At 45.8% G+C, this 18,981-nt stretch carries 23 protein-coding genes, 1 pseudogene and 1 other annotated feature; of the genes and pseudogenes, 18 read left to right on the top strand and 6 right to left on the bottom strand.

Going from position 1 to position 18,981, the window contains the following annotated elements; genetic code table 11:
* Window positions 1-85 precede the first annotated feature (85 nt).
* The 3 genes from KJS42_RS11645 (at window position 86) to KJS42_RS11655 (ending at window position 2,963) form a co-directional block, all read left to right on the top strand.
* The gene (locus tag KJS42_RS11645; RefSeq protein ID WP_167521276.1) at window positions 86-964 is read left to right on the top strand and encodes an AraC family transcriptional regulator; all 879 of its coding nucleotides are present in this window, start codon (window positions 86-88) and stop codon (window positions 962-964) included.
* Between the two features lie 75 nt (window positions 965-1,039).
* Window positions 1,040-1,305: a binding site (T-box leader), on the top strand.
* Window positions 1,306-1,386: 81 nt separating this feature from the next.
* Window positions 1,387-2,472, top strand: coding sequence for an aspartate-semialdehyde dehydrogenase (gene asd, locus KJS42_RS11650; RefSeq protein WP_213622920.1), 1,086 nt, complete (start codon window positions 1,387-1,389; stop codon window positions 2,470-2,472).
* A gap of 32 nt (window positions 2,473-2,504) precedes the next feature.
* Window positions 2,505-2,963, top strand: a complete 459-nt coding sequence (locus KJS42_RS11655) for a GNAT family N-acetyltransferase (protein WP_213622921.1) — start codon at window positions 2,505-2,507, stop codon at window positions 2,961-2,963.
* Window positions 2,964-3,044: 81 nt separating this feature from the next.
* On the opposite strand, the gene KJS42_RS11660 is transcribed toward KJS42_RS11655, so the two are convergent.
* Window positions 3,045-3,356 (bottom strand): YbjQ family protein, encoded by a 312-nt coding sequence (locus KJS42_RS11660; RefSeq protein WP_155607902.1) that lies wholly within the window; start codon window positions 3,354-3,356, stop codon window positions 3,045-3,047.
* Window positions 3,357-3,457: 101 nt separating this feature from the next.
* On the opposite strand from KJS42_RS11660, the gene KJS42_RS11665 reads away from it, so the two are divergent.
* Both KJS42_RS11665 and sstT read left to right on the top strand, forming a co-directional pair.
* Window positions 3,458-4,582, top strand: coding sequence for an NAD(P)/FAD-dependent oxidoreductase (locus KJS42_RS11665; protein ID WP_213622922.1), 1,125 nt, complete (start codon window positions 3,458-3,460; stop codon window positions 4,580-4,582).
* Between the two features lie 118 nt (window positions 4,583-4,700).
* Window positions 4,701-5,942: a serine/threonine transporter SstT gene (gene sstT / locus KJS42_RS11670; protein ID WP_213622923.1), complete on the top strand. Its 1,242-nt coding sequence runs from the start codon at window positions 4,701-4,703 to the stop codon at window positions 5,940-5,942.
* Between the two features lie 17 nt (window positions 5,943-5,959).
* Here the strand turns inward: sstT and KJS42_RS11675 are convergent, their stop codons facing one another.
* Window positions 5,960-6,892 carry a ketopantoate reductase family protein gene (locus tag KJS42_RS11675; RefSeq protein ID WP_213622924.1) on the bottom strand — a complete coding sequence of 311 codons (933 nt, stop codon included), beginning with the start codon at window positions 6,890-6,892 and terminating at the stop codon, window positions 5,960-5,962.
* 182 nt (window positions 6,893-7,074) lie between these two features.
* Here KJS42_RS11675 and KJS42_RS11680 point away from each other — a divergent pair, with 182 nt between their 5' ends.
* Complete coding sequence (locus tag KJS42_RS11680) at window positions 7,075-7,683, top strand: TetR/AcrR family transcriptional regulator (protein WP_155607906.1); 609 nt, start codon at window positions 7,075-7,077, stop codon at window positions 7,681-7,683.
* On the opposite strand, the gene KJS42_RS11685 is transcribed toward KJS42_RS11680, so the two are convergent.
* From KJS42_RS11685 to KJS42_RS11695, 3 genes are all read right to left on the bottom strand, one after another.
* Entirely contained in the window at window positions 7,658-8,035 is a 378-nt protein-coding gene (locus tag KJS42_RS11685) for a hypothetical protein (RefSeq protein ID WP_213622925.1), read from the bottom strand. The genes KJS42_RS11680 and KJS42_RS11685 overlap by 26 nt on opposite strands.
* A 121-nt stretch (window positions 8,036-8,156) precedes the next feature.
* Entirely contained in the window at window positions 8,157-8,882 is a 726-nt protein-coding gene (locus KJS42_RS11690) for a type II toxin-antitoxin system prevent-host-death family antitoxin (protein ID WP_213622926.1), read from the bottom strand.
* Window positions 8,883-9,001: 119 nt separating this feature from the next.
* Entirely contained in the window at window positions 9,002-9,496 is a 495-nt protein-coding gene (locus tag KJS42_RS11695; protein ID WP_213622927.1) for a GNAT family N-acetyltransferase, read from the bottom strand.
* A gap of 151 nt (window positions 9,497-9,647) precedes the next feature.
* Between KJS42_RS11695 and KJS42_RS23350 the strand changes: the two genes are divergently transcribed.
* The 10 genes and pseudogenes from KJS42_RS23350 (at window position 9,648) to KJS42_RS11730 (ending at window position 17,045) form a co-directional block, all read left to right on the top strand.
* On the top strand, window positions 9,648-9,866 hold the full coding sequence (locus KJS42_RS23350) for a DUF6809 family protein (protein ID WP_368858220.1): 219 nt from the start codon (window positions 9,648-9,650) through the stop codon (window positions 9,864-9,866).
* A gap of 265 nt (window positions 9,867-10,131) precedes the next feature.
* On the top strand, window positions 10,132-10,854 hold the full coding sequence (locus KJS42_RS11700) for a hypothetical protein (RefSeq protein ID WP_213622928.1): 723 nt from the start codon (window positions 10,132-10,134) through the stop codon (window positions 10,852-10,854).
* A 209-nt stretch (window positions 10,855-11,063) separates the two neighbouring features.
* On the top strand, window positions 11,064-11,918 hold the full coding sequence (locus tag KJS42_RS11705) for a hypothetical protein (RefSeq protein WP_213622929.1): 855 nt from the start codon (window positions 11,064-11,066) through the stop codon (window positions 11,916-11,918).
* Window positions 11,919-12,112: 194 nt separating this feature from the next.
* Entirely contained in the window at window positions 12,113-13,009 is an 897-nt protein-coding gene (locus KJS42_RS11710; protein WP_213622930.1) for a hypothetical protein, read from the top strand.
* Between the two features lie 211 nt (window positions 13,010-13,220).
* Window positions 13,221-13,829 carry a hypothetical protein gene (locus tag KJS42_RS11715; RefSeq protein ID WP_213622931.1) on the top strand — a complete coding sequence of 203 codons (609 nt, stop codon included), beginning with the start codon at window positions 13,221-13,223 and terminating at the stop codon, window positions 13,827-13,829.
* Between the two features lie 241 nt (window positions 13,830-14,070).
* Window positions 14,071-14,166 (top strand): competence inhibitor ComI, encoded by a 96-nt coding sequence (gene comI, locus KJS42_RS23140; protein ID WP_015736610.1) that lies wholly within the window; start codon window positions 14,071-14,073, stop codon window positions 14,164-14,166.
* Between the two features lie 237 nt (window positions 14,167-14,403).
* On the top strand, window positions 14,404-14,850 hold the full coding sequence (locus KJS42_RS11720; protein WP_213622932.1) for a GNAT family N-acetyltransferase: 447 nt from the start codon (window positions 14,404-14,406) through the stop codon (window positions 14,848-14,850).
* Between the two features lie 168 nt (window positions 14,851-15,018).
* On the top strand, window positions 15,019-15,768 hold the full coding sequence (locus tag KJS42_RS11725; RefSeq protein WP_213622933.1) for a sugar phosphate isomerase/epimerase family protein: 750 nt from the start codon (window positions 15,019-15,021) through the stop codon (window positions 15,766-15,768).
* Between the two features lie 112 nt (window positions 15,769-15,880).
* The gene (locus KJS42_RS23145; protein WP_244868463.1) at window positions 15,881-15,949 is read left to right on the top strand and encodes a putative holin-like toxin; all 69 of its coding nucleotides are present in this window, start codon (window positions 15,881-15,883) and stop codon (window positions 15,947-15,949) included.
* Between the two features lie 116 nt (window positions 15,950-16,065).
* Window positions 16,066-17,045 (top strand): annotated as a pseudogene (locus KJS42_RS11730) (IS3 family transposase).
* A 209-nt stretch (window positions 17,046-17,254) separates the two neighbouring features.
* On the opposite strand, the gene KJS42_RS11735 reads toward KJS42_RS11730, so the two are convergent.
* Window positions 17,255-17,584, bottom strand: coding sequence for a hypothetical protein (locus KJS42_RS11735; RefSeq protein WP_213622934.1), 330 nt, complete (start codon window positions 17,582-17,584; stop codon window positions 17,255-17,257).
* A gap of 46 nt (window positions 17,585-17,630) precedes the next feature.
* Between KJS42_RS11735 and KJS42_RS11740 the strand changes: the two genes are divergently transcribed.
* Window positions 17,631-18,110, top strand: coding sequence for a VOC family protein (locus KJS42_RS11740; RefSeq protein WP_213622935.1), 480 nt, complete (start codon window positions 17,631-17,633; stop codon window positions 18,108-18,110).
* A gap of 28 nt (window positions 18,111-18,138) precedes the next feature.
* On the top strand, window positions 18,139-18,615 hold the full coding sequence (locus tag KJS42_RS11745) for a GyrI-like domain-containing protein (protein WP_213622936.1): 477 nt from the start codon (window positions 18,139-18,141) through the stop codon (window positions 18,613-18,615).
* Window positions 18,616-18,981: the final 366 nt, after the last annotated feature.

Here is an 18,981-nt window from a genome sequence, read left to right on the forward strand (position 1 = left end):
CATTCTAAAGAGATTAATCGCTTGATACAGCTGCTAATTGCGACTAAATATAGTACAATTTCTACATAACATGGGGGGCGATAACATGCTCATGCTGGAGTTTGAGGCACCGCCTTTGCCGTTGCTGGCAACAGTAGGCTACGCGTTATGGAAACCGGGAGTGACGCATGCCGAACGGGTCTTCGAGGCGTACGATCTGATTATTTGCGCGAAAGGGTCTTTATATATGGAAGAGGAGGGGACCGCTTACGAGATAGGGCCCGGGAAGCTTCTGGTGCTGGAACCGGGATTAAGGCATCGCGGTTACCGTCCGACCGAGGAAGAGACCGAGGTGTACTGGATCCATTTCCGACACCCTGCCGCGTCCCCGCTCAAGCTGGCGGAGAAGCAAGGTTGGCAGCAGCAGCCGCTCGCACGAACCGATCAGGACACGGAGCCGCGACCGGCGATGATTGACGTCCCGAAATTTGCCGATGTGGATCTCCGAATGATACGGCCTTTGCTGGATGAGATGATCGCGCTGCATCGGTCGCTTACGCCCTATCGTTCCTTCGAGCTGCAGCTTCGGTTCAGTCAGTTGCTTTTGCAGCTGCAGCACGGGATGAGACAAGGAGGTCCGCAGTCGCGGTCGTACGAGCTCAGCGAGCGAGTTGCTTCTTATCTGGAAGATCGATTGGACACCGCTTTTGATGCGGGGCAAATGGAACGTGATTTGCATTATCATTTCGATTATTTGGCGCGGTGCTTGAAGCAGCATACGGGAATGAGCCCGCTGCAATACCGCCATCATCAACAAATCGAGAGGGCCAAGCGGTTGCTCGCGCATACCGACGAGCCGTTGAAACAGATTGGGGAGCAATGCGGGTTCCCGGATCCGAATTATTTCGCCCGGTTGTTCAAACGGGAGACCACATTCACACCGGGGGCATACCGGAGAAGATACCGCGTCATCCGGATGGACTAAGGGAACATTTGGGCTCTGAAAATTTCTTCAAACCGGTTTACGTTCTGGCGCGAATCTGGTAATATTATCGCAACATGAAATGCGATGACGAGATGAGTAGGTAAATGGAACCTTTCCCAGAGAGCTCCGGTAAGCTGCAAAGGAGCAAAGCGTTTCTTTATCGAATAAAGCCTCTGAGCAGCGCATCGGAACGCGAAATCGGCGGGATGGTGTGACAGGAGCTCCTGTTATAGAGCTAGGGTATACGCTTGGCTGGGTCAGGCTGTACTTGAAGAGGTTAATATGGCGACATATTAACGAATCTGGGGTGGTACCGCGGGCATACCAATCTCGCCCCCAAGACGGAAGACTCGTCTTGGAGGTGGGATTTTTTATTTTGGCGATGGTTAGAACACTTATATGGAAAGGACAGGATCAAACAAATGGGTGAGAGATTGAAAGTAGGCATCGTCGGTGGGACGGGAATGGTGGGCCAGCGCTTCGTACAGCTGCTGGATCAGCACCCTTGGTTCGAGGTCACAGGCATAGCGGCCAGCGCGAATTCGGCAGGCAAAACGTATGAGGAGTCCGTGCAGGGACGTTGGAAAATGGCCACGCCGATCCCGGAAGCCGTTAAATCTATCGTAGTTCAGGACGCGGCCAAGGTTGAAGAAGTGACGGCAGATGTGGACTTCGTCTTCTGTGCGGTTGATATGAAAAAGGCGGAAATTCAAGCGTTGGAGGAAGCGTACGCGAAAACCGGTACCCCGGTCATCTCCAACAACTCGGCTCACCGCTGGACGCCGGATGTTCCGATGGTGATCCCGGAAGTCAACCCGCAGCATATCGAAGTGATTGCCGCACAGCGCAAACGCCTCGGAACGAGCACAGGGTTCATTGCCGTGAAGCCGAACTGCTCGATTCAAAGTTACGTACCCGCATTAAATGCGCTGCTGGATTTTGAACCTACTACGGTGGTTGCTTCGACGTATCAGGCGATTTCCGGTGCCGGGAAGAACTTTACCGATTGGCCGGATATGCTGGATAACGTGATCCCGTATATCGGCGGCGAGGAAGAGAAGAGTGAGCAGGAACCGCTGCGGATTTGGGGCCATGTGGATGGCGGGCAGATCGTCAAAGCAAGCTCCCCTTTAATTACGACGCAGTGCATCCGCGTTCCCGTGACAGACGGTCACTTGGCAACCGTGTTCGTGTCGTTTAAGAACAAACCGTCGAAGGATGAAATCATTGGGCGCTGGCGCGGGTTCCAGGGCAGACCGCAAGAGCTGGGACTGCCAAGCGCACCAAAGCAGTTTATCACTTATTTTGAGGAAGAAAACCGTCCGCAGACAAAACTCGACCGTGATCTTGAACATGGGATGGGGGTTTCGGTGGGTCGGTTGCGCGAGGATTCGCTGTACGACTATAAATTCGTTGGACTTTCGCATAATACATTGCGCGGAGCTGCAGGCGGAGCGGTACTCATTGCCGAACTGCTGAAGGCGGAAGGATATATCCAAGCGAAGTAAATGAGGTTATGAAGGGATAAGGAGGGAGCCGGTTGTTAACGATCAAATTGGATGATTTGAGCGGACCTGAGATTGCAGCTTTAATTGGTGAACATTTGGCGAATATGGCCGAGAACTCCCCACCTGAGAGTATTCATGCGCTGAATCTGGACGGTTTGAAAAGGCCGGACGTTACGTTCTGGAGTGCCTGGATCGACGACGAGCTCGCAGGATGCGGGGCCCTAAAGGAGTTGGATGACCAGCATGGCGAGGTGAAATCGATGCGTACCGCCATTCCTTATCGGGGAAAGGGCGTCGCGAAGCAAGTGCTGGCGCATCTCCTCGAGGAGGCGGCACGGCGAGGGTACCGGCAGGTCAACCTAGAGACAGGTTCTATGGAGGCTTTCGCCCCGGCTCGTCGGTTGTATGAAGGCTTCGGGTTTACGTATTGCGGGCCCTTTGCGGATTATGTAGAGGACCCCAACAGTGTGTTTATGACCAAGAGGATCTAATGGGGATGTATCATCCCGAAGAGCCCCAAAAAACCCGCGAATCCGCGGGTTTTTGGTTTTTCTTTAGGGTGAAACTAGTGATTAAACGATGACGGCCGTTCCGCTGACCGAAACCATCAGCATCCCTTCGCGAATCACCTCATAATCGATGTCGACGCCGATGATGGCGTTCGCCCCGAGACGCGAAGCTTTCTCGTGCATTTCTGCGAACGCAGTGTCCCGGGCCTCTTGGAGCTTGTTCTCATAAGCGCCCGAACGTCCGCCAACGATATCGGTAATCGATGCCAGAAAATCGCGCACAACGTTGGCGCCCATGATGACTTCGCCCGTGACGATGCCGATGTATTGTCTTACCGGTGAGCCTTCAATGGTTGTGGTTGTTGTCATAATCATTCGAGAGTCCTCCTCATTTTTTGAAGCGTTACTGGATGTTACGCAGGTTTGCCATGCGGGTTTCAACTTAAACGATTTGGTGTGAAAAGGGGGCGTCTCATTTGCAAAATTTTATCGTGATCGGCTCCGGAATTCTTGGCGCATCGACGGCTTATCATTTAGCCAAGCTTGGGGCGAACGTGACGGTCGTCGATCACGGCGTTCCGGGACAAGCTACCGATGCGGCGGCGGGAATCATCTGCCCGTGGATCTCGCAACGGCGTAACCAAGCCTGGTATCGGCTGGCTATAGCCGGGGCACGGTACTACGGCCCGTTGATCGAGGAACTGGAAAGGGAAGGAGAGCGCGATACCGGCTATGCCCGAGTAGGAGCGATTCGTCTTCACCGGGAACGCGAGAAGCTCGTCGCTTTGGAGAAGCTGGCCCTTGAGCGAAAACGAGAAGCTCCGGAAATGGGGGAACTCACTTTGCTCGAACCGGACGAAGTTAAGCGACGGATTCCTCCGCTTGATGAGGGGTACTATGCGCTCTATGTGAGCGGTGCCGCCCGCGTTGACGGGCGCGCGCTCCGCGATTCGCTTCTGAGGGCGGCGGTCCGACATGGTGCGACCTTGGTGCGCGGCGAAGCTGTGCTCTTGCACGACGGCTCGACTGTGACCGGGGTGAACGTTGGTGAGGAAAAAATGAGCGCCGATGCCGTTGTCCTTTGCGCAGGTGCCTGGGCCCGCCAGTTGCTCGCCCCGTTGGGAATGGAATTTAGGGTGACCTTCCAGAAAGCGCAGATTGTTCATTTGGCGCTGCCGGGCGTATCGACAGAACACTGGCCTGTCGTCATGCCGCCGGGGGATCAGTACATCCTGGCGTTTGACGATCGTCGCATCGTGATCGGCGCAACTCACGAGAACGATCCTTCCGGCTATGATGCCCGTGTGACGGCAGGCGGTCTACAAGAAGTGACCTACAAGGCACTGGCCGTTGCACCGGGTTTGGCAGACGCCAGTTTCCTGGAAGCGAGGGTCGGCTTTCGTCCTTTTACTCCGGGCTTTCTTCCGGTTATCGGGGCTGTACCCGGATGGAGTGGGATTTTTGCAGCTAATGGCTTAGGGGCTTCGGGACTGACGATGGGACCGTTTATCGGAGCGCAGTTGGCCAAACTGATATTAGGGCAGGAAACTGATGTACGGTTGGAGGATTATAAGCTTGAGAAGGCGCTTGTTCCAATGTAATGAGAATAGATGTGAACAGTAATGCACAAATGTTTCCACCAGGAGGACAGGTGTCCATGAAGCGTGATATACTATCGCTATGCTTCTAAGCGACATCATAAGAAAACGGGGGAGAAACATGAAGGCAATCCTACACAAATGGAATCGTATTAGCCTTGTAAAGCGCATCTTAGCAGGATTGGTGGTTGGCATCCTCTTGGCGTTAATCGTGCCAAAAGCCAGTGGGATCGCGTTGCTCGGCACGTTGTTCGTATCGGCACTGAAGGCAGTTGCACCGCTCCTGGTGCTGCTGTTGGTGATGGCAGCGATCGCGAATCATCAAAAAGGGCGCCAAACCAATATGAAATCGATTCTGATTCTATATGGGATCAGTACGTTCCTGGCTGGGGCAACCGCCGTGGCATTCAGTTATCTGTTCCCCGTCCACTTATCCTTGGCTGGGGCAACCGAAGGTTTGACTCCGCCTGGAGGGATCGTCGAAGTTCTCAAAGGGCTACTGCTTAATATCGTGGACAATCCGGTTAGTGCATTGATGAATGCCAATTATATCGGCATTTTGGCCTGGGCGATCCTGCTTGGGTTTGCCTTGAAAGGGGCAGGCGATCACACGAAGAGCCTACTCACTCAAGCGTCCGACGCCGTATCGCAAATCGTCAAGTGGGTCATTCAACTAGCGCCGTTTGGGATCCTTGGGCTGGTGTATGAATCGATTACGGCCAGCGGCTTAGCCTCCTTGCTGAGTTACGGAAAGCTGCTGCTCGTATTGGTTGGGTGCATGTTGTTTATCGGTTTGGTTGTGAACCCCTTAATCGTTTACATGAACCTTCGACGTAATCCGTATCCGCTGGTGTTTACTTGCTTGCGAGAGAGCGGGATTACGGCGTTCTTCACGCGAAGCTCGGCGGCGAATATCCCCGTGAATATGCGTTTGTGCGAAAAATTAGAGTTGAACAAGGATACTTATTCGGTCTCCATTCCTTTAGGTGCGACGATTAATATGGCTGGGGCAGCTGTGACGATTTCGGTCCTCACGCTGGCAGCCGTGAATACACTAGGGATTCAAGTGGACTTCGGTACGGCGCTGATGCTGAGCGTGCTGTCGGCGATTTCCGCGGCAGGCGCTTCCGGGGTGGCCGGCGGCTCGCTCTTGCTCATCCCTTTGGCTTGCAGCTTGTTCGGAATTTCGAATGATATCGCCATGCAGGTCGTCGGAGTAGGGTTTATTATCGGAGTTGTGCAGGATTCATGCGAAACGGCGCTGAACTCGTCTTCCGATGTGTTGTTTACAGCCACGGCGGATTACGCCAAGCAACGCAGGGGAGAGGAGCTCCTTCTCTTGAACACAGCAAGTTTGGATTAATAATGAAAGGCTGGCGATTATTCGCCAGCCTTTTTTAAGCGTAGCTTACTGTTCAGTTCATCCCAATGAGGGGTATTGACCTTGGCTTGCGCCGACCATTCGTGGAACTTCTCGGCCAAAGCTTCGATTTCGGCAAAGTTGCCATCGATCATCCGGCTGACCGGAAGCAGGTGATAGATTTTCAGGAATCCTTGAACAAGACGTCTGTGCTTGCGAATGACCGAAGCTTGAACGGCAGGGGTCAGAGGATAACCAAGCGTCTCCAGCACGTGGAAGCCTTCACCCATGGCAGTTACCGCATGGTATATGAGCTTGCCGTCACGAGCAACCTTATTCATTTGGCCGTCGTGGATTTGCGGTAGATAATTAAGCATCAGAATCGGTACGACATGACTTTTTAACCAGGCGTCCATGTTCTCGTGGGTGGTAAGTTTGTATTTGGTTTTGGCGAAGGCTTGCCTAAGCTCCGCTTGAAAAGAAATGGGTCCATCCAACCCGCCAAGCACCATCTGGCCCCGACTGCGGATAATCATGGTTCGGCCCGGTTCCCGGCGACCACCGGATAATTGGAAGCCGAAAGCGATGTTTTTCTCTATCTCGCTCTGTTCCAGCAGCTCCGTTTGCATTTCCCTTGCTTCTGCATTATTGCCGACTAATATGAGGTTACGGCTGAGGTTGCCGGCTAGGATCGGTAGCACCGCTCGGAAATCCGTATATTTCATTACGACGAAGATCAGGTCATAGAGTTCGTCCTTCTCCAGCGTCCGAATGACGCGAACCGGATCTACCGTTGTTTTTCGTTGAAAATAATGGCGCAGCACGATTCCATCCCGCTCAATTTCATCCGCTCGAGCACCTCGGGCCATTACAGAAACGTCATTGCCTCCTCGAATCAAAACATGAGCTAGGTAGCTGCCTAATACTCCCGCTCCATAAACTAATACCTTCACGTTGTGATTTCACCCTCTCTTGTTAATCAACAATTGTTGAATAATCAACGATGATTTAATAGAATTACCTTAGCATTGTCGTTAGTTAGGCATCAATCGTTAATTTGCTTCGGTTTTGTTGATAAATCAACAGATGGGCGAGGTTTTGTTCATTTGGGGGAATTAGGAGGTAAGAGAATCACATGGATCGTAGAATTATGAAATCGCGGCAGGCGATTATGGAAGCATTCGTCGCATTGCTCGGCGAGAAGGGGTTTGACAAAGTGACGATTAACGATATCGCCGAACGTGCGAATGTGAATCGGGGTACGGTGTATCTGCATTTTACGGATAAATTCGACCTGCAGGAGCAATGTATTGAGACCTATTTACAGCAATTGATCGAGAGCTGTCAGCCGGCAGGGGAGATGACTCCGGGATCAGCCAGAGAACTGCTGCTTCAAACGTTCGAATTTTTGGGGGCCCATGCGCCGATTTATTCCATTTTGATGACCGGCAAAGGGAACCCTGTGTTCCGCGAACGGATGATGGTTTTCATGCGGCAAGGAATCACGGATTATCTGAGCACCAATGGCATCCCTTCTGGTATAAGCAGAGAGGTCGAGGTACAGTTTCTAGCCTCCGGCGCTGTAAGTCTGATGGAATGGTGGATCGAGGAGGGGATGCCGTATTCTCCGACTGAAATGGTAGATCAGCTCTTCGCGTTGCTCCTTCGCCATTTTCAGATGCCGGAGGGGGAGAAGGAGAAAGGATCGAAGGTGAAGGTCAGTGAGGAATTCGCCCGAGGGTAAGATGGAACCCAAACGGAGGGTCCTTGGGCAAGCCAAGTTCGGTCCGTAATCGCTCCATTTCGCGAGAGCAGACCGGAAGCCAATAATGCTCGGCATTATGGCCCATTTCGTTGGAGTAAGCAAAGGTGAGGGGCTGATGGGCGTATTTGCCCCAGAACCTTATTTTTCGTTCGGGATCCACGTCTTCACCGCGAATAATCGAAATGTGGCTGCCAAACTTGGGCTTGTTCAACTTCATATGATGGGTCCGATACACCCAATGCCCATAATAATTCATAATGTCTTTCGGGCATTCGGCGATGGCCCAAGTCTCAAAGTAGGTAATGGTTCCCGTCGCTTCAAACCATGTCATGGTGCTCGATCTCCCGTTTACCGCCATCCGGCGTAGTCGTCGTGGTTATAGCTTATGCAAATCGCGTGGATCGCAAACGGGAGGGGATTTCGGTGGAGAACGATCGACTTGGGCTATCCTATTAAGCGAATAAGTCTTGGATTGATACTTGTAAACCCGGGTATAGCTGGGAGGTTACATACACATCTGCATGGTTTGAAAATACGGTCATGTCCGTAATATTGCTGTCCTCCAGTGAGTAGACGAATACGTGCGCTTTCATCGGATCTACAATCCAATATTCCTTCACGCCACACACGCTGTACAAGTCGAGTTTCTTGACCATGTCTTTGCTCCGCGTGGAGGGGGACAATACTTCAACGACCAATTGTGGAGTTCCCATGTATTTGCCTTTCGTGTCGATTCGATCCTTATCGCAAATGACTACGAGATCGGGTTGCACGACGCAAGTGTTGTTTTCCTCCTTCTCTAGTGTGATATCCAATGGGGAAGTTAGAGGTATGCAGGGCTTTCCCTTAAACCAAGCGTAAAAAGTGCCCAGCAGTTCTTGAACGGCAAGTTGGTGGTTGAAGGTAGGAGAAGCGAGATTATACACGACACCATCGATCAACTCGTAACGCTGTTCTGACGTCTCCGTCAACTCGAGGAAATCTTGGTAAGATACCCATTCGCCCCCGGCATGATAGCTCGCTGCTCTCTCTCTTAGCACGGATTCACTGGCCTCAGAGAGTGCGTCTAGCTTAGCGACGTCCTTCCCATTTCGCGTAACGATGATTTCCTCCCCGGCTTCCGCAAACTTTAAATATTTACCGAAGTTATTTTGCATATCCGTCGAAGATACTCGCATGATTCCCACCTCCAATTAGCTAATTATAGTTTTATTTTAGCTAAATATTTCGTTGGAATCAATATGGAATTAGCTAAAGTGTATCGTCGTTGATGCGGGGATCGCTTCCGTAAATTGCCTCATGAATCAAGTGAGAGGATATCGATGATCATGGTCCAGGAAGTACCGGAAATGCCGTAATAAGAAAATCCTAAATGCTGATATAGCTTCACGGCGGAAGTATTCTCGGGATCGACGCTCAGGGAAAGGGATCGGTATCCGTCGCTCGCTGCCTGCTTGATGATTTCATTCATTAAGGTTCGCCCGATCCCCATCCCACGAAAATCTGGATAAATAGCAATGCCTAACTCCGGAGTTTCGCTATTGACGTAACCATAACCAGGATTCGTGTCGTCGAACAATCTGTACCATGCCGCCCCCGCGAGTTGATCCTCCTTCAGGGCCACTAACGCTCGATCTCCTTTTCGCCCCCAATCCTCGTGATACTTCTTAAGATGCGGAGCATTCAAAAGCTCATGTTTAGGTGGCTTTCCCTGAGGGATGTGGATAGACTCATAGTGCATATCCGTGAAAAAGTCGAACTCCTGGGGTTTGAGCGGTCTGATTGTAATCATTTCAACACCTCATTATGTAGGGATATAGGGTTTATTTTACCATGGGGGGAGGTAGGATTTCTGAGAATAATCGATTTATATGCGGATATTGCATAAAATCCAATTTTTCTTCATTGCTTCGTTAAAATGGATATGAGGGCTTGAAGAACGAATGGTTCCCACTGATCCGGAATATCGTCCACTCAATAGAAGGATTTCTGAATTAATGGAGGAAGCGAAGTCGAAATTTTCGGAACATGACTTCGGACTTCTTGAGAGAATTTTGGATCTGAATGGTGAATCTAGTTCCATGGTTACAAGTGAAGCTTTTGTGCAAGGGTTTAGGATAGGGGCGTTGGTTATGGTGGAGGTGTTTTGTGGTAAGGATTAGGTAAGAATTTCTAATGGATGGCTAGGGCAATTTGGTTCTTATTGTATAGATTAATCGTCATCGTCAATATCCCATCAAGCTTCCGCTACTCCTATTGAGCGGGAGTTTCTTTATATTCGAGCAAAATATATTTCTTTCGTCATAATCTTCCATTTTGGAAGAGGGTATGATATAGGTAAATTGTACTAATTTGTCATGGGATTATGAAGTTCGGAGATATTACTTTATGTGAAATCCCTCAAAAAAACTGAAAGGAAGAAAATTAATGAACAACAATATTCAGCAAATATTAAAATCATTTGGTGAAGCAATAAAGATTTTTTTTGATCAAAATCAAGAACTAATAAGGGCAATTACTGAAGGACTTCAGAAAATGCCTGACAATATTAAGCTAGTCCAAGATAAGCTTTTCAGAAGAGGGTGGTATGTTTTAAGTGACTTTGACTTGAATTATTTAGTTGAAATTAATGAAGTTTCAGATAATGAACTCGATAGGCTTATGGTTGATCATGTAAGTACCCAATATCAGTCCACTTTCGAAAAATTAGTTCTGGTTTTCCCAAGTAGAGCAGAGATTTTAAAGGATTGTATGTGGGTTCACGAACAGAGGAGATATTCAATAAGTGTTCCAATAATGTTGATTATAGCAGATGGAATAACTTTCGATATGTTTGGAGTAAGTCTGTTTTCAAAGACTAACGGAGAACCCAAGACAAAATTTGCAAGAAAGAAAGTTATTAATAATTGTGATGATGAAAGCATTATGGATATATTTTATCTGAGACCTTTAGATATAGTTACAAGTATATCTATGAACACTGAGAAACTTGAATCTATCAATAAAAATGATGTTTTTTATGGACCATTGAATAGACATAAAATAATTCATGGTCACGACACCCAATACGGAACTGAAGAAAATAGTTATAGATGTATCGTATTATTAAGTTATTTGATGGAAATTAAAAATTACTATCTCTCAAAGTAAAGCTTCGAAGTGAGGCACTTCACATAACACCGTATTCACGCTGCGGGCCATTCGGCCCTCTGGTCTGCAAGAGGCATTTCGGGGAAGAGGATCCAACAGACAACCCTGCACTGGCTAAGTCCATCGGACCCGGGGCTGACGCCCCTTAAGCCAGTGAGGGTTCGTGAATACAACAACGTTAGTCGAAAGATCAGAAGAGGAGAATGATTATGGATTGTTCCACAAAGAAATGCTTCATAGTTACACCAATTGGAAATGATAGCAGTGAAATAAGGAGAGCGGCAGAGGGTGTTATTGATGCAGTAGTTATACCAGTTTTACAGTCTCTTGGCTTTCTAGAGACCAATATTTCTGTTGCACATCGAATTTCTAATCCTGGTTCAATAAACAAACAAGTAATAAAAAGAATACTTGAAGATGATTTAGTAATCGCAAATCTAACCTTTTTAAATCCCAATGTAATGTACGAATTAGCGGTACGACATGCGGTTAGAAAGCCAATAGTTCAAATATGTGAAGAGGGTACAAAACTTCCATTTGATATTATTGAAGAAAGAACATTATTTTATTCTAATGACATGCTTGGAGTTATTCAACTGCAAGAAAAATTAATAAGTACTGTTGAAGAAGCATTAAATGATGATAGACCGGATAATCCAATCTATAGGGTTATCGAAAGCAATATAATTCAAGCTTCACCGAATATTACTGATACAGAAAAGTTTATTTTAAGTAAACTTGATAAGCTTGAAACAATGATCTCAAACACAGTGTCTATTTCTAAACAGCCTTTCTTTTTCAATAAACATAGCTATTCAATAACTATAGAAAGTGATGATGATATTAGCGTACAGAATTTTATTTCCGATCTTACAAAAGAGTTACATAAGGCGGGTAATGGAATTAATGCCGGGGCAGCAGTAGTATCAAAGGGAAATAGAGGATTAACTTTCCATTTAATTGTTGATGGGTTATCAAAACCATCAATTGGATTCATAGAAGATACAATTGAAAAAGTACTTAAAGATAAGTCACTAATTATTAGTACTATAGAAATGTTTTGAAAGTTAATTCATGGATCCTTCGTCTAACACAGTATTCACGCAGCGGGCTATCGCCCCTTGGTTTGTCAGATGTAAATCACGGAAGAAGCTCATATACAAACGACTCAGCCTAAGATAAGAGCTATCTAAGGCTGGATCGTTTCGTGACAACAAAAACCGTTATCGGAAATCGTCAAGAGTTAGGAGGAAATATCATGGCAGTGGAATATTGTCTTTTTGGGCTAAATTCAGATATTAACATTATCATTAGTTCAGAGAAGTATGAACGATTAATTAATTCTAAGCAGAAACTTGTTTCTATGATGAAGGTTGAAGAGAAACTAAATTTGTTAATTGAAAACTATATGGAACTCGAGAAAGATATTTTAAATGTATCATTCAATAAAATGATTTCTCCAATATACTCAATTGATTGGACGTTATCTATTGCTGATATTCATTTGATTAATCGAAGGATTATTAATTTCCTAACAACTTCAAAATTATATTTGGATCAAATCGCTCATGACATTAAAGAGCTAAGTGATAATCCTACTTTCCCCAGCATAGTTGAGAAGTTAAAGAATACTGAATACGAAAATGTTCTAGGTTATAGGGTTTTAGAGGCTTTAAGAAATTATGTACAACATAGAGGACTTCCGGTTCACTTACTTTCTTTTAATGTAAGCAAGGTAAATGTTCTTTCAAAATACGTAATAAATCCATTCTTGAAAGTTAGTGAATTACGAAAAGATGGCAAGTTTAAAGCTTCCGTACTTAATGAGTTAGAGAAACAAAATGAAAAAGCTGATCTTAAACTGTACATTCGACAATATATTAGTTCAATAACGAAAATCCATTCTGCAATTAGAGCTTTTCTTTTAGAGAATATAGTGAAGTGGGATGAAGAAATACTGTCTACATATGAAGAGTTCAATAAAGAATATGGAGAAACTGAATCACTAGGAATAGGAGAGTTATACCTTGATTTTCGTCGTAATACTATTTTTATTATGAAAGAACCAATAAAACGCCGTACATGGTTAGAACAAAAAAATCAAGAATTGAATAATTTGGTCTCTAAATTTGTTTCAAGTGAAGTGACTCTTTAGCGAACTCAAGGTGCTGGCGACATCCGATAACACCATATTCACGCCTCGGGCCATTCGGCCCTCGGTCCGCCCGATGGATTTCGAATTAACGAATTCAGGCGGACACCTGAGAGGCTAAGTCCTGTCGGAACCGGCAGCTTCGCTGCCTTAACCCTCTTGGCGTCGAGAATATAAGAACGTTATACGAAATGTTTTTAAAGGAGATAAAATATTGAACTACTACTTAAAACGAGCTATTGGTTCCTTTATGTCTAAAATGATATTAATGCTTATAGTTTATTACTTGGGTATAACTTTTTTTCCTGATGTATCTAAATTTATGCTTTCAATTTATTTTTGGTTAGTTTATGTGATTCTTGTTATTGGTATATGTTATAAGGATTATAAAGAACTCAAGGATTTCTCTAAGCACTTAGACATGATATATGAAACAAAGAAGGAGAAATTGTCTTATGCTAAGTTAGAACAGTATGCCGTTTGGTCAGGAACTTTTGCTGAAATAAGTAAAACAAAATTAGATATGCTGAAGATGTTTTCTCCAATTCCTTTAATAATATTTATTTTGGGGGTTTATGCAAACAATAATTCCAGTATTAATAATGAGATCAATATTTTTTCTGTGGATTTATTGCTTGGTGACTTGTTGATGTACTTTGGAGTAGGTATTCCAATATTCTACTTTTACTTTATTTATTCATCTTTTTCAACATATAAAAGACACATGAGAAGAACCATGGACTATAAAGCTGAGGCAATTTTAACGAAGGAAAAAAATAAAGAATCTAGTAAGTCTTCCAGTGAGGACAAACACTCCGCATAACAACATATTCACGCATCGGTTTCCGCCCTCGGTCTAGCAGAAGTTATAACAATGAAGCGGAGTCAGCCAGACACACCCAGCATTCGCTAGCCGTCGTGTATATAGGAACGTTATCTGATACGGATGCAAGATAAATCCAAAGCTACTTGCGAACGCTTGTACGTAGATGTAAATAAAGGTAAAATATAGTTACAATTGAATCTTGGGTGGGCATGGTTTCCCTTCGAAAGGAGGTGAAGCCATGGAAGTGAAAGATGCATTAACGATCATGTTCCTCTTTGGAACGTTCATTATTGCTCTTTTAACATACATCAATAATAACAACAAGAGAAAGTAAAAACCCACCCAAAGGTTGAGGCCAAAGGTGGGTTTTGTTCCTATACGACTTAGAAGGGAATAAACCATCCAAGCCAATTGTACTAACCAAGTGTTCGCAGCACTTGGCTTTTATTACCTATATAATAACACAAAAGAAAAAAATGTATCATAGTGAGATATTTCGCCTTAAGTAAGTGTCCCTCGGCGGGGATAAAATCGATTAATAGCAATATTAATAGTTTATGGAGGGGACATTTTGTATATTAAGTCTGTATTAGAAAATCCAGAAATCACACAGATAGCACTTGAATACATATATTCAAAATGGGGTAACGAAAATACGTACAATGTGTATAAGGATAGCATTTATCATTGTGCTACCCCATTTCCAAATTGGTACTTGCTTATGGATAATGATAGAACCATTGGATGTGTAGGATTGATATCAAATGATTTTATTAGTAGGGGAGATTTATATCCTTGGCTTTGTGCATTATATATAGAAGAAGATTATAGGGGTAACGCCTTATCTAATCTTCTAATTGAGAGAATAAAACGAGATGCAATGAAATTGGGTTTTAATTCATTGTACTTGTGTACGGAAATAACTGGCTTTTATGAGAAATATGGTTTCATGTATATTGGGGATGGATATCATCCATGGGGGAGTAGTTCTCGAATTTATGAAATAAGTTTGACATAACACATAGAAGGTTCAAAGAGCCACGTCCTGTGGCTCTCAGTTTAGATGAGAATATCTACTATGACTTACGCACTGCGTACGATGGGTAATTCAAATCATCACTGTTGCTTTTTTTGTTGTGAAAAGTAACAATTTAGCTATAATAATCTCGAGAAAGGAGGAGATTCAATGAAACCCCAAATTGCGTTGCAACTATGGAGTATTCAGGATGCATGCAAAGACAACTTCTTTGAGGCGTTAAAAGAAGTGAAACGGAGCGGCTATGACGGCGTTGAATTTGCCGGCTATCATGGGAGAAGTGCTGCGGAAGTGAGGAGTTATCTGGAGGAGTTGGGACTTCGGGTTGCGGCTTCTCATCTTTCTTTTGAAGCCCTGCAGAATGATCTTGAGTCAACGCTGGCTTTCGAAAAGGAGATCGGAAATTCTCGTATTGTTATCCCTTATGCCACTTTTGAAACTTTGGAGGGCTGGCAAGCCTTCATTGCCGAGATGGAGGAGATTGCGAAGAAGGCGGCTGAGGAAGGCTTTGAGTTTTTCTACCATAATCATGCCAATGAATTTACGGAGATCCCCGGCCGTGACATCCTGCATGAGATGGTGCAACGTACGAAACATATCAACCTGGAAGTGGATCTGTACTGGCTGGCTGACTCCGGCGTGGACGCATTTCCTTGGTTAGAGGCGCATAAGGATCGGATTGGTCTTTTTCACATGAAAGATATGCAGGATTCTCCTCGAGAAAGCACGGAGATTGGCTCCGGCGTTCTGCCGATGAAAGAGTATGTCCAAATGGCGAAACGATTGGATATCCCATGGTTAATTGTGGAACAAGAGGAGTTTCAGAACTATCCGCCGCTGGAAGCAACAGCGATCGATTGCCAGCAGCTTCGAGCGATGGTTGACGAGGTTTATTCGTAGTCATAGTTTATCAGAGGAACAAGAACGTTTAAACGCATCCCTATAATAGGATAAAATGGGAATACAATTGAATCTTGGGTGGGCATGGCTTCCCTTCGAAAGGAGGTGAGCCATGGAAGTGAAAGATGCACTAACGATCATGCTCATGTTCGGAACGTTCATCATAGCACTTTTAACATAGTAAAAACCCACCCCAAGGTTGGGACTGACCCCGTAACGTGAGACAAATCAAAACACCTTCAAGAGAACCCAAAAACATCGTAAGATGGTAGGGACAACTTTGGAGGTGTTTTTGCGTTGGCAACAAGAGTAAGTTACCCAGTTGAAATCAAAATGAAGGCTATCGAGATGAGATTAGTAAATGTGCCGGTAAGGGAGGTCATGGAGCAACTTAACATAAAGAACGAGACGCAATTGAAAACTTGGATGCGCTGGTATCGAGCGGGTGAATTACACCGCCTTGAGCAGCCTGTAGGTAAGCAATACAGTTATGGTAAAGGACCGAAGTACGAATCTGAAATTGAGAGATTACAAGCAGAAAATCGTTTCCTTAAGCAACAGGTAGAAGTGCTAAAAAAGTTCAAGGAGTTGGAAAGGAGCTGTCGCCTGAAGTTGTAATTCCATGGATGGGAAGTATTCAAGGTATGGCCACGGTAAAACAGGCCTGTGCGTGGATCGGCTTGCCACGGTCAACGTACTATCGCTGGAAAAAGCAAGGACTCCCTACAACGCCCGACTCGCTTGTCTCACGCGTCCAGGAGCTGTGTCAGAAGCATCGTTTTCGTTACGGGTATCGCAAGATCACCTCCCAAAAGCTAGTCACAGATATTACATATCTACCTTACGGCAACACCATGATGTATTTGTCGAGCATTTTAGACCTGTACAACGGCGAAGTTGTCGCCTACAGTATTGGAGATAAGCAGGATGTCCAGTTTGTCTTAGACACGCTAAATCAACTGCCTGACGTGAACGGATCGATGCTACATAGCGACCAAGGCTCCGTTTACACATCTAACGAGTATCAAAAAGCAATCAAGGAAAAGGGCATTACCATGAGCATGTCCCGTAAGGGTACACCCGCTGATAATGCCCTCATCGAATCGTTTCATTCCACGCTAAAGTCTGAAACGTTCTACCTAGAAAACCTCACTTGTACAACGACTGCAATCGTTATACAAACGGTACAAGAGTACATCCATTACTATAACTCAATTCGTATTCAAGCGAAACTAAACAACCAGTCACCGATTGAATATCGGCAACTGGCTGCTTAAGTAAATAAGGTGTTTTGATCTCTGTCTCACAAACGGGGGTCAGTCCCGTTAGAGCCGAAGGTGGGTTTTTCCACATGATAGACTTAGAAGGGAGCCCATCCAAGCCAATTGTCGAGGCCAAGTGTTAGCCGCACTTGGTCTTGTTACACAAATAATAATATACAAGGAACTGATCGACAAGAATACGTAGAATCAGAATTCAGTCGTTATTACACTCCACAAATCGTAAAGCATTCCTGTTCCTTAAAACACTCCACTGCCCACACATCTATCTCATCAACCAACTCCTGCAGACTCTTTGAGTGGTAGACACTCGCATGTTGTTTGATAATCTCCCACATTTCTTTGGTAACCACAGTAGGTCCATAGTAATTAAACTCCGGTAATGTTGCCGTCAATACCTCCAACAGCTTACTCTCAGCCAGTGTTTCTTCCGTCATATAAATGGAGTCCTCAAGCCAATGAGTATGTTCCAATGGCCCTCGCATGAATTCAAACACATCGTGGCCGGTAAGGTCATGCTTCTTTAGGATTGACATGGGCGAACCTCCTTCTCCCGTCATTATACACCGAGTGAAAAATGATATGGTAGATGCTGGAACGATAGGTTACGATCAGGAGAAGCAAGATGAGCTATCGATGAGTCAGTCCCAAAGCACTTGCTCAAGCAGAGGAGGGCTTATTCTGAAAATCAGTTCACAGGTCTATGTTAAAGGCAGCTTGGATGCGGTTGATCGATATTGTCGGGCGTTTGGGTTAGAGAAAGTTCTTGAAATTAAGAATGAAGCGGAAAATGAGTACATGCACTGCGAATTGATGCGAGACGGTCAGCTGTTCATGGCCGTCAGCGAAGCGCCGAAGGATTGCGATACCAGCCCCAAAACGTCCTGGCAGACCATGGCTTTCAATGTCTACGACATGGGGAGCGAGGAAGCGGTCCAGCAGGCGTATGACATCCTACAAGAAGGCGGTACGGTCATCGACCCACCGGGGCCGTGCGATTGGAACGCCTATTGCTCGAATGTAATCGATCGATTTGGCGTATTTTGGTGGATTGCAATATGAGCATCTATTAAGTTAAGGAGGGCGAACGATGCCATTTCGAATCATTTCGATCCCACCGTTTAAGGCGGTATCTTCCGGGGTGGATAAGAACGCTGATTTTTCGGAAAATGGAGTCCTCGGAAAGTTCAATGCTTACTTCTCCAAACTGAAACCCGGGCCGCGGGATGGTTTCATACCAAGAGACTTCTTGTATTATGACGCGGAGAAGGAAGGCCTCGTGTGGATGTACGCTTTGACCGATGAGATGGACGCCGAAGGTTTTGAGGTGATGGACTTTGAAGGCGGTTCCTACCTCACTTATTATTACAAAGACGGTGACCACGAAGCAAATGACCGGTTGTATCATGAGGCTTTGGCCTGGATTGAGCAATCCGAACATTTCGTTCTGGACCAAAGGACGAATCACTATGCGATGGGACATATCATTACGCCTCCGGAAGTGATTAAGGCGACGGGGACGGCTCAAATGGAAGCCTTCATCCCGATCAGGCTCAAGATCAACTAAGAACAAGCCGATTCCTCTGAGATCAGAGCGAGCCGGCCTTTTTGCTTTAGCGATAGTAGAACGTCACATTCCGTACATAACTTTGGTGCTAACGCTGGTGAGCGATGCTATTTTGGCAAAATTCGTTCTCCCGAATATCTAACGACGCTGAAACACGCTATTTGCGCAAAAACCGAGTGAAATGGCAGCAAAGTAGAGAGATAAGCCCTGTAGTAAGCGTTAGAATCGAAAAACGGTGGTTTTAGGCGATATAAGAACTGTGGCAAGCGTTAGCCGTCGGGTGGAAGCAAATGACGACAGCCTCCGTGAGGAACCCGGCGTATCCGCAAATCCAGGTCTTCTTGCCTGTTGACGCCGCAGCACGTC

The organism is Paenibacillus sp. J53TS2 (genome assembly GCF_018403305.1).
Classification (GTDB): domain Bacteria; phylum Bacillota; class Bacilli; order Paenibacillales; family Paenibacillaceae; genus Fontibacillus; species Fontibacillus rhizolycopersici.

What these genes read in the sequence shown, in the direction of transcription:
- KJS42_RS11645 (WP_167521276.1), top strand. Translation starts at nt 86, where the DNA reads ATGCTCATGCTGGAGTTTGAGGCACCGCCTTTGCCGTTGCTGGCAACA.
- asd (WP_213622920.1), top strand. Translation starts at nt 1,387, where the DNA reads ATGGGTGAGAGATTGAAAGTAGGCATCGTCGGTGGGACGGGAATGGTG.
- KJS42_RS11660 (WP_155607902.1), bottom strand. Translation starts at nt 3,356, where the DNA reads ATGATTATGACAACAACCACAACCATTGAAGGCTCACCGGTAAGACAA.
- sstT (WP_213622923.1), top strand. Translation starts at nt 4,701, where the DNA reads ATGAAGGCAATCCTACACAAATGGAATCGTATTAGCCTTGTAAAGCGC.
- KJS42_RS11680 (WP_155607906.1), top strand. Translation starts at nt 7,075, where the DNA reads ATGGATCGTAGAATTATGAAATCGCGGCAGGCGATTATGGAAGCATTC.
- KJS42_RS11685 (WP_213622925.1), bottom strand. Translation starts at nt 8,035, where the DNA reads ATGACATGGTTTGAAGCGACGGGAACCATTACCTACTTTGAGACTTGG.
- KJS42_RS11690 (WP_213622926.1), bottom strand. Translation starts at nt 8,882, where the DNA reads ATGCGAGTATCTTCGACGGATATGCAAAATAACTTCGGTAAATATTTA.
- KJS42_RS11695 (WP_213622927.1), bottom strand. Translation starts at nt 9,496, where the DNA reads ATGATTACAATCAGACCGCTCAAACCCCAGGAGTTCGACTTTTTCACG.
- KJS42_RS23350 (WP_368858220.1), top strand. Translation starts at nt 9,648, where the DNA reads ATGGTTCCCACTGATCCGGAATATCGTCCACTCAATAGAAGGATTTCT.
- KJS42_RS11700 (WP_213622928.1), top strand. Translation starts at nt 10,132, where the DNA reads ATGAACAACAATATTCAGCAAATATTAAAATCATTTGGTGAAGCAATA.
- KJS42_RS11705 (WP_213622929.1), top strand. Translation starts at nt 11,064, where the DNA reads ATGGATTGTTCCACAAAGAAATGCTTCATAGTTACACCAATTGGAAAT.
- KJS42_RS11710 (WP_213622930.1), top strand. Translation starts at nt 12,113, where the DNA reads ATGGCAGTGGAATATTGTCTTTTTGGGCTAAATTCAGATATTAACATT.
- comI (WP_015736610.1), top strand. Translation starts at nt 14,071, where the DNA reads ATGGAAGTGAAAGATGCATTAACGATCATGTTCCTCTTTGGAACGTTC.
- KJS42_RS11725 (WP_213622933.1), top strand. Translation starts at nt 15,019, where the DNA reads ATGAAACCCCAAATTGCGTTGCAACTATGGAGTATTCAGGATGCATGC.
- KJS42_RS11735 (WP_213622934.1), bottom strand. Translation starts at nt 17,584, where the DNA reads ATGTCAATCCTAAAGAAGCATGACCTTACCGGCCACGATGTGTTTGAA.
- KJS42_RS11740 (WP_213622935.1), top strand. Translation starts at nt 17,631, where the DNA reads ATGGTAGATGCTGGAACGATAGGTTACGATCAGGAGAAGCAAGATGAG.
- KJS42_RS11745 (WP_213622936.1), top strand. Translation starts at nt 18,139, where the DNA reads ATGCCATTTCGAATCATTTCGATCCCACCGTTTAAGGCGGTATCTTCC.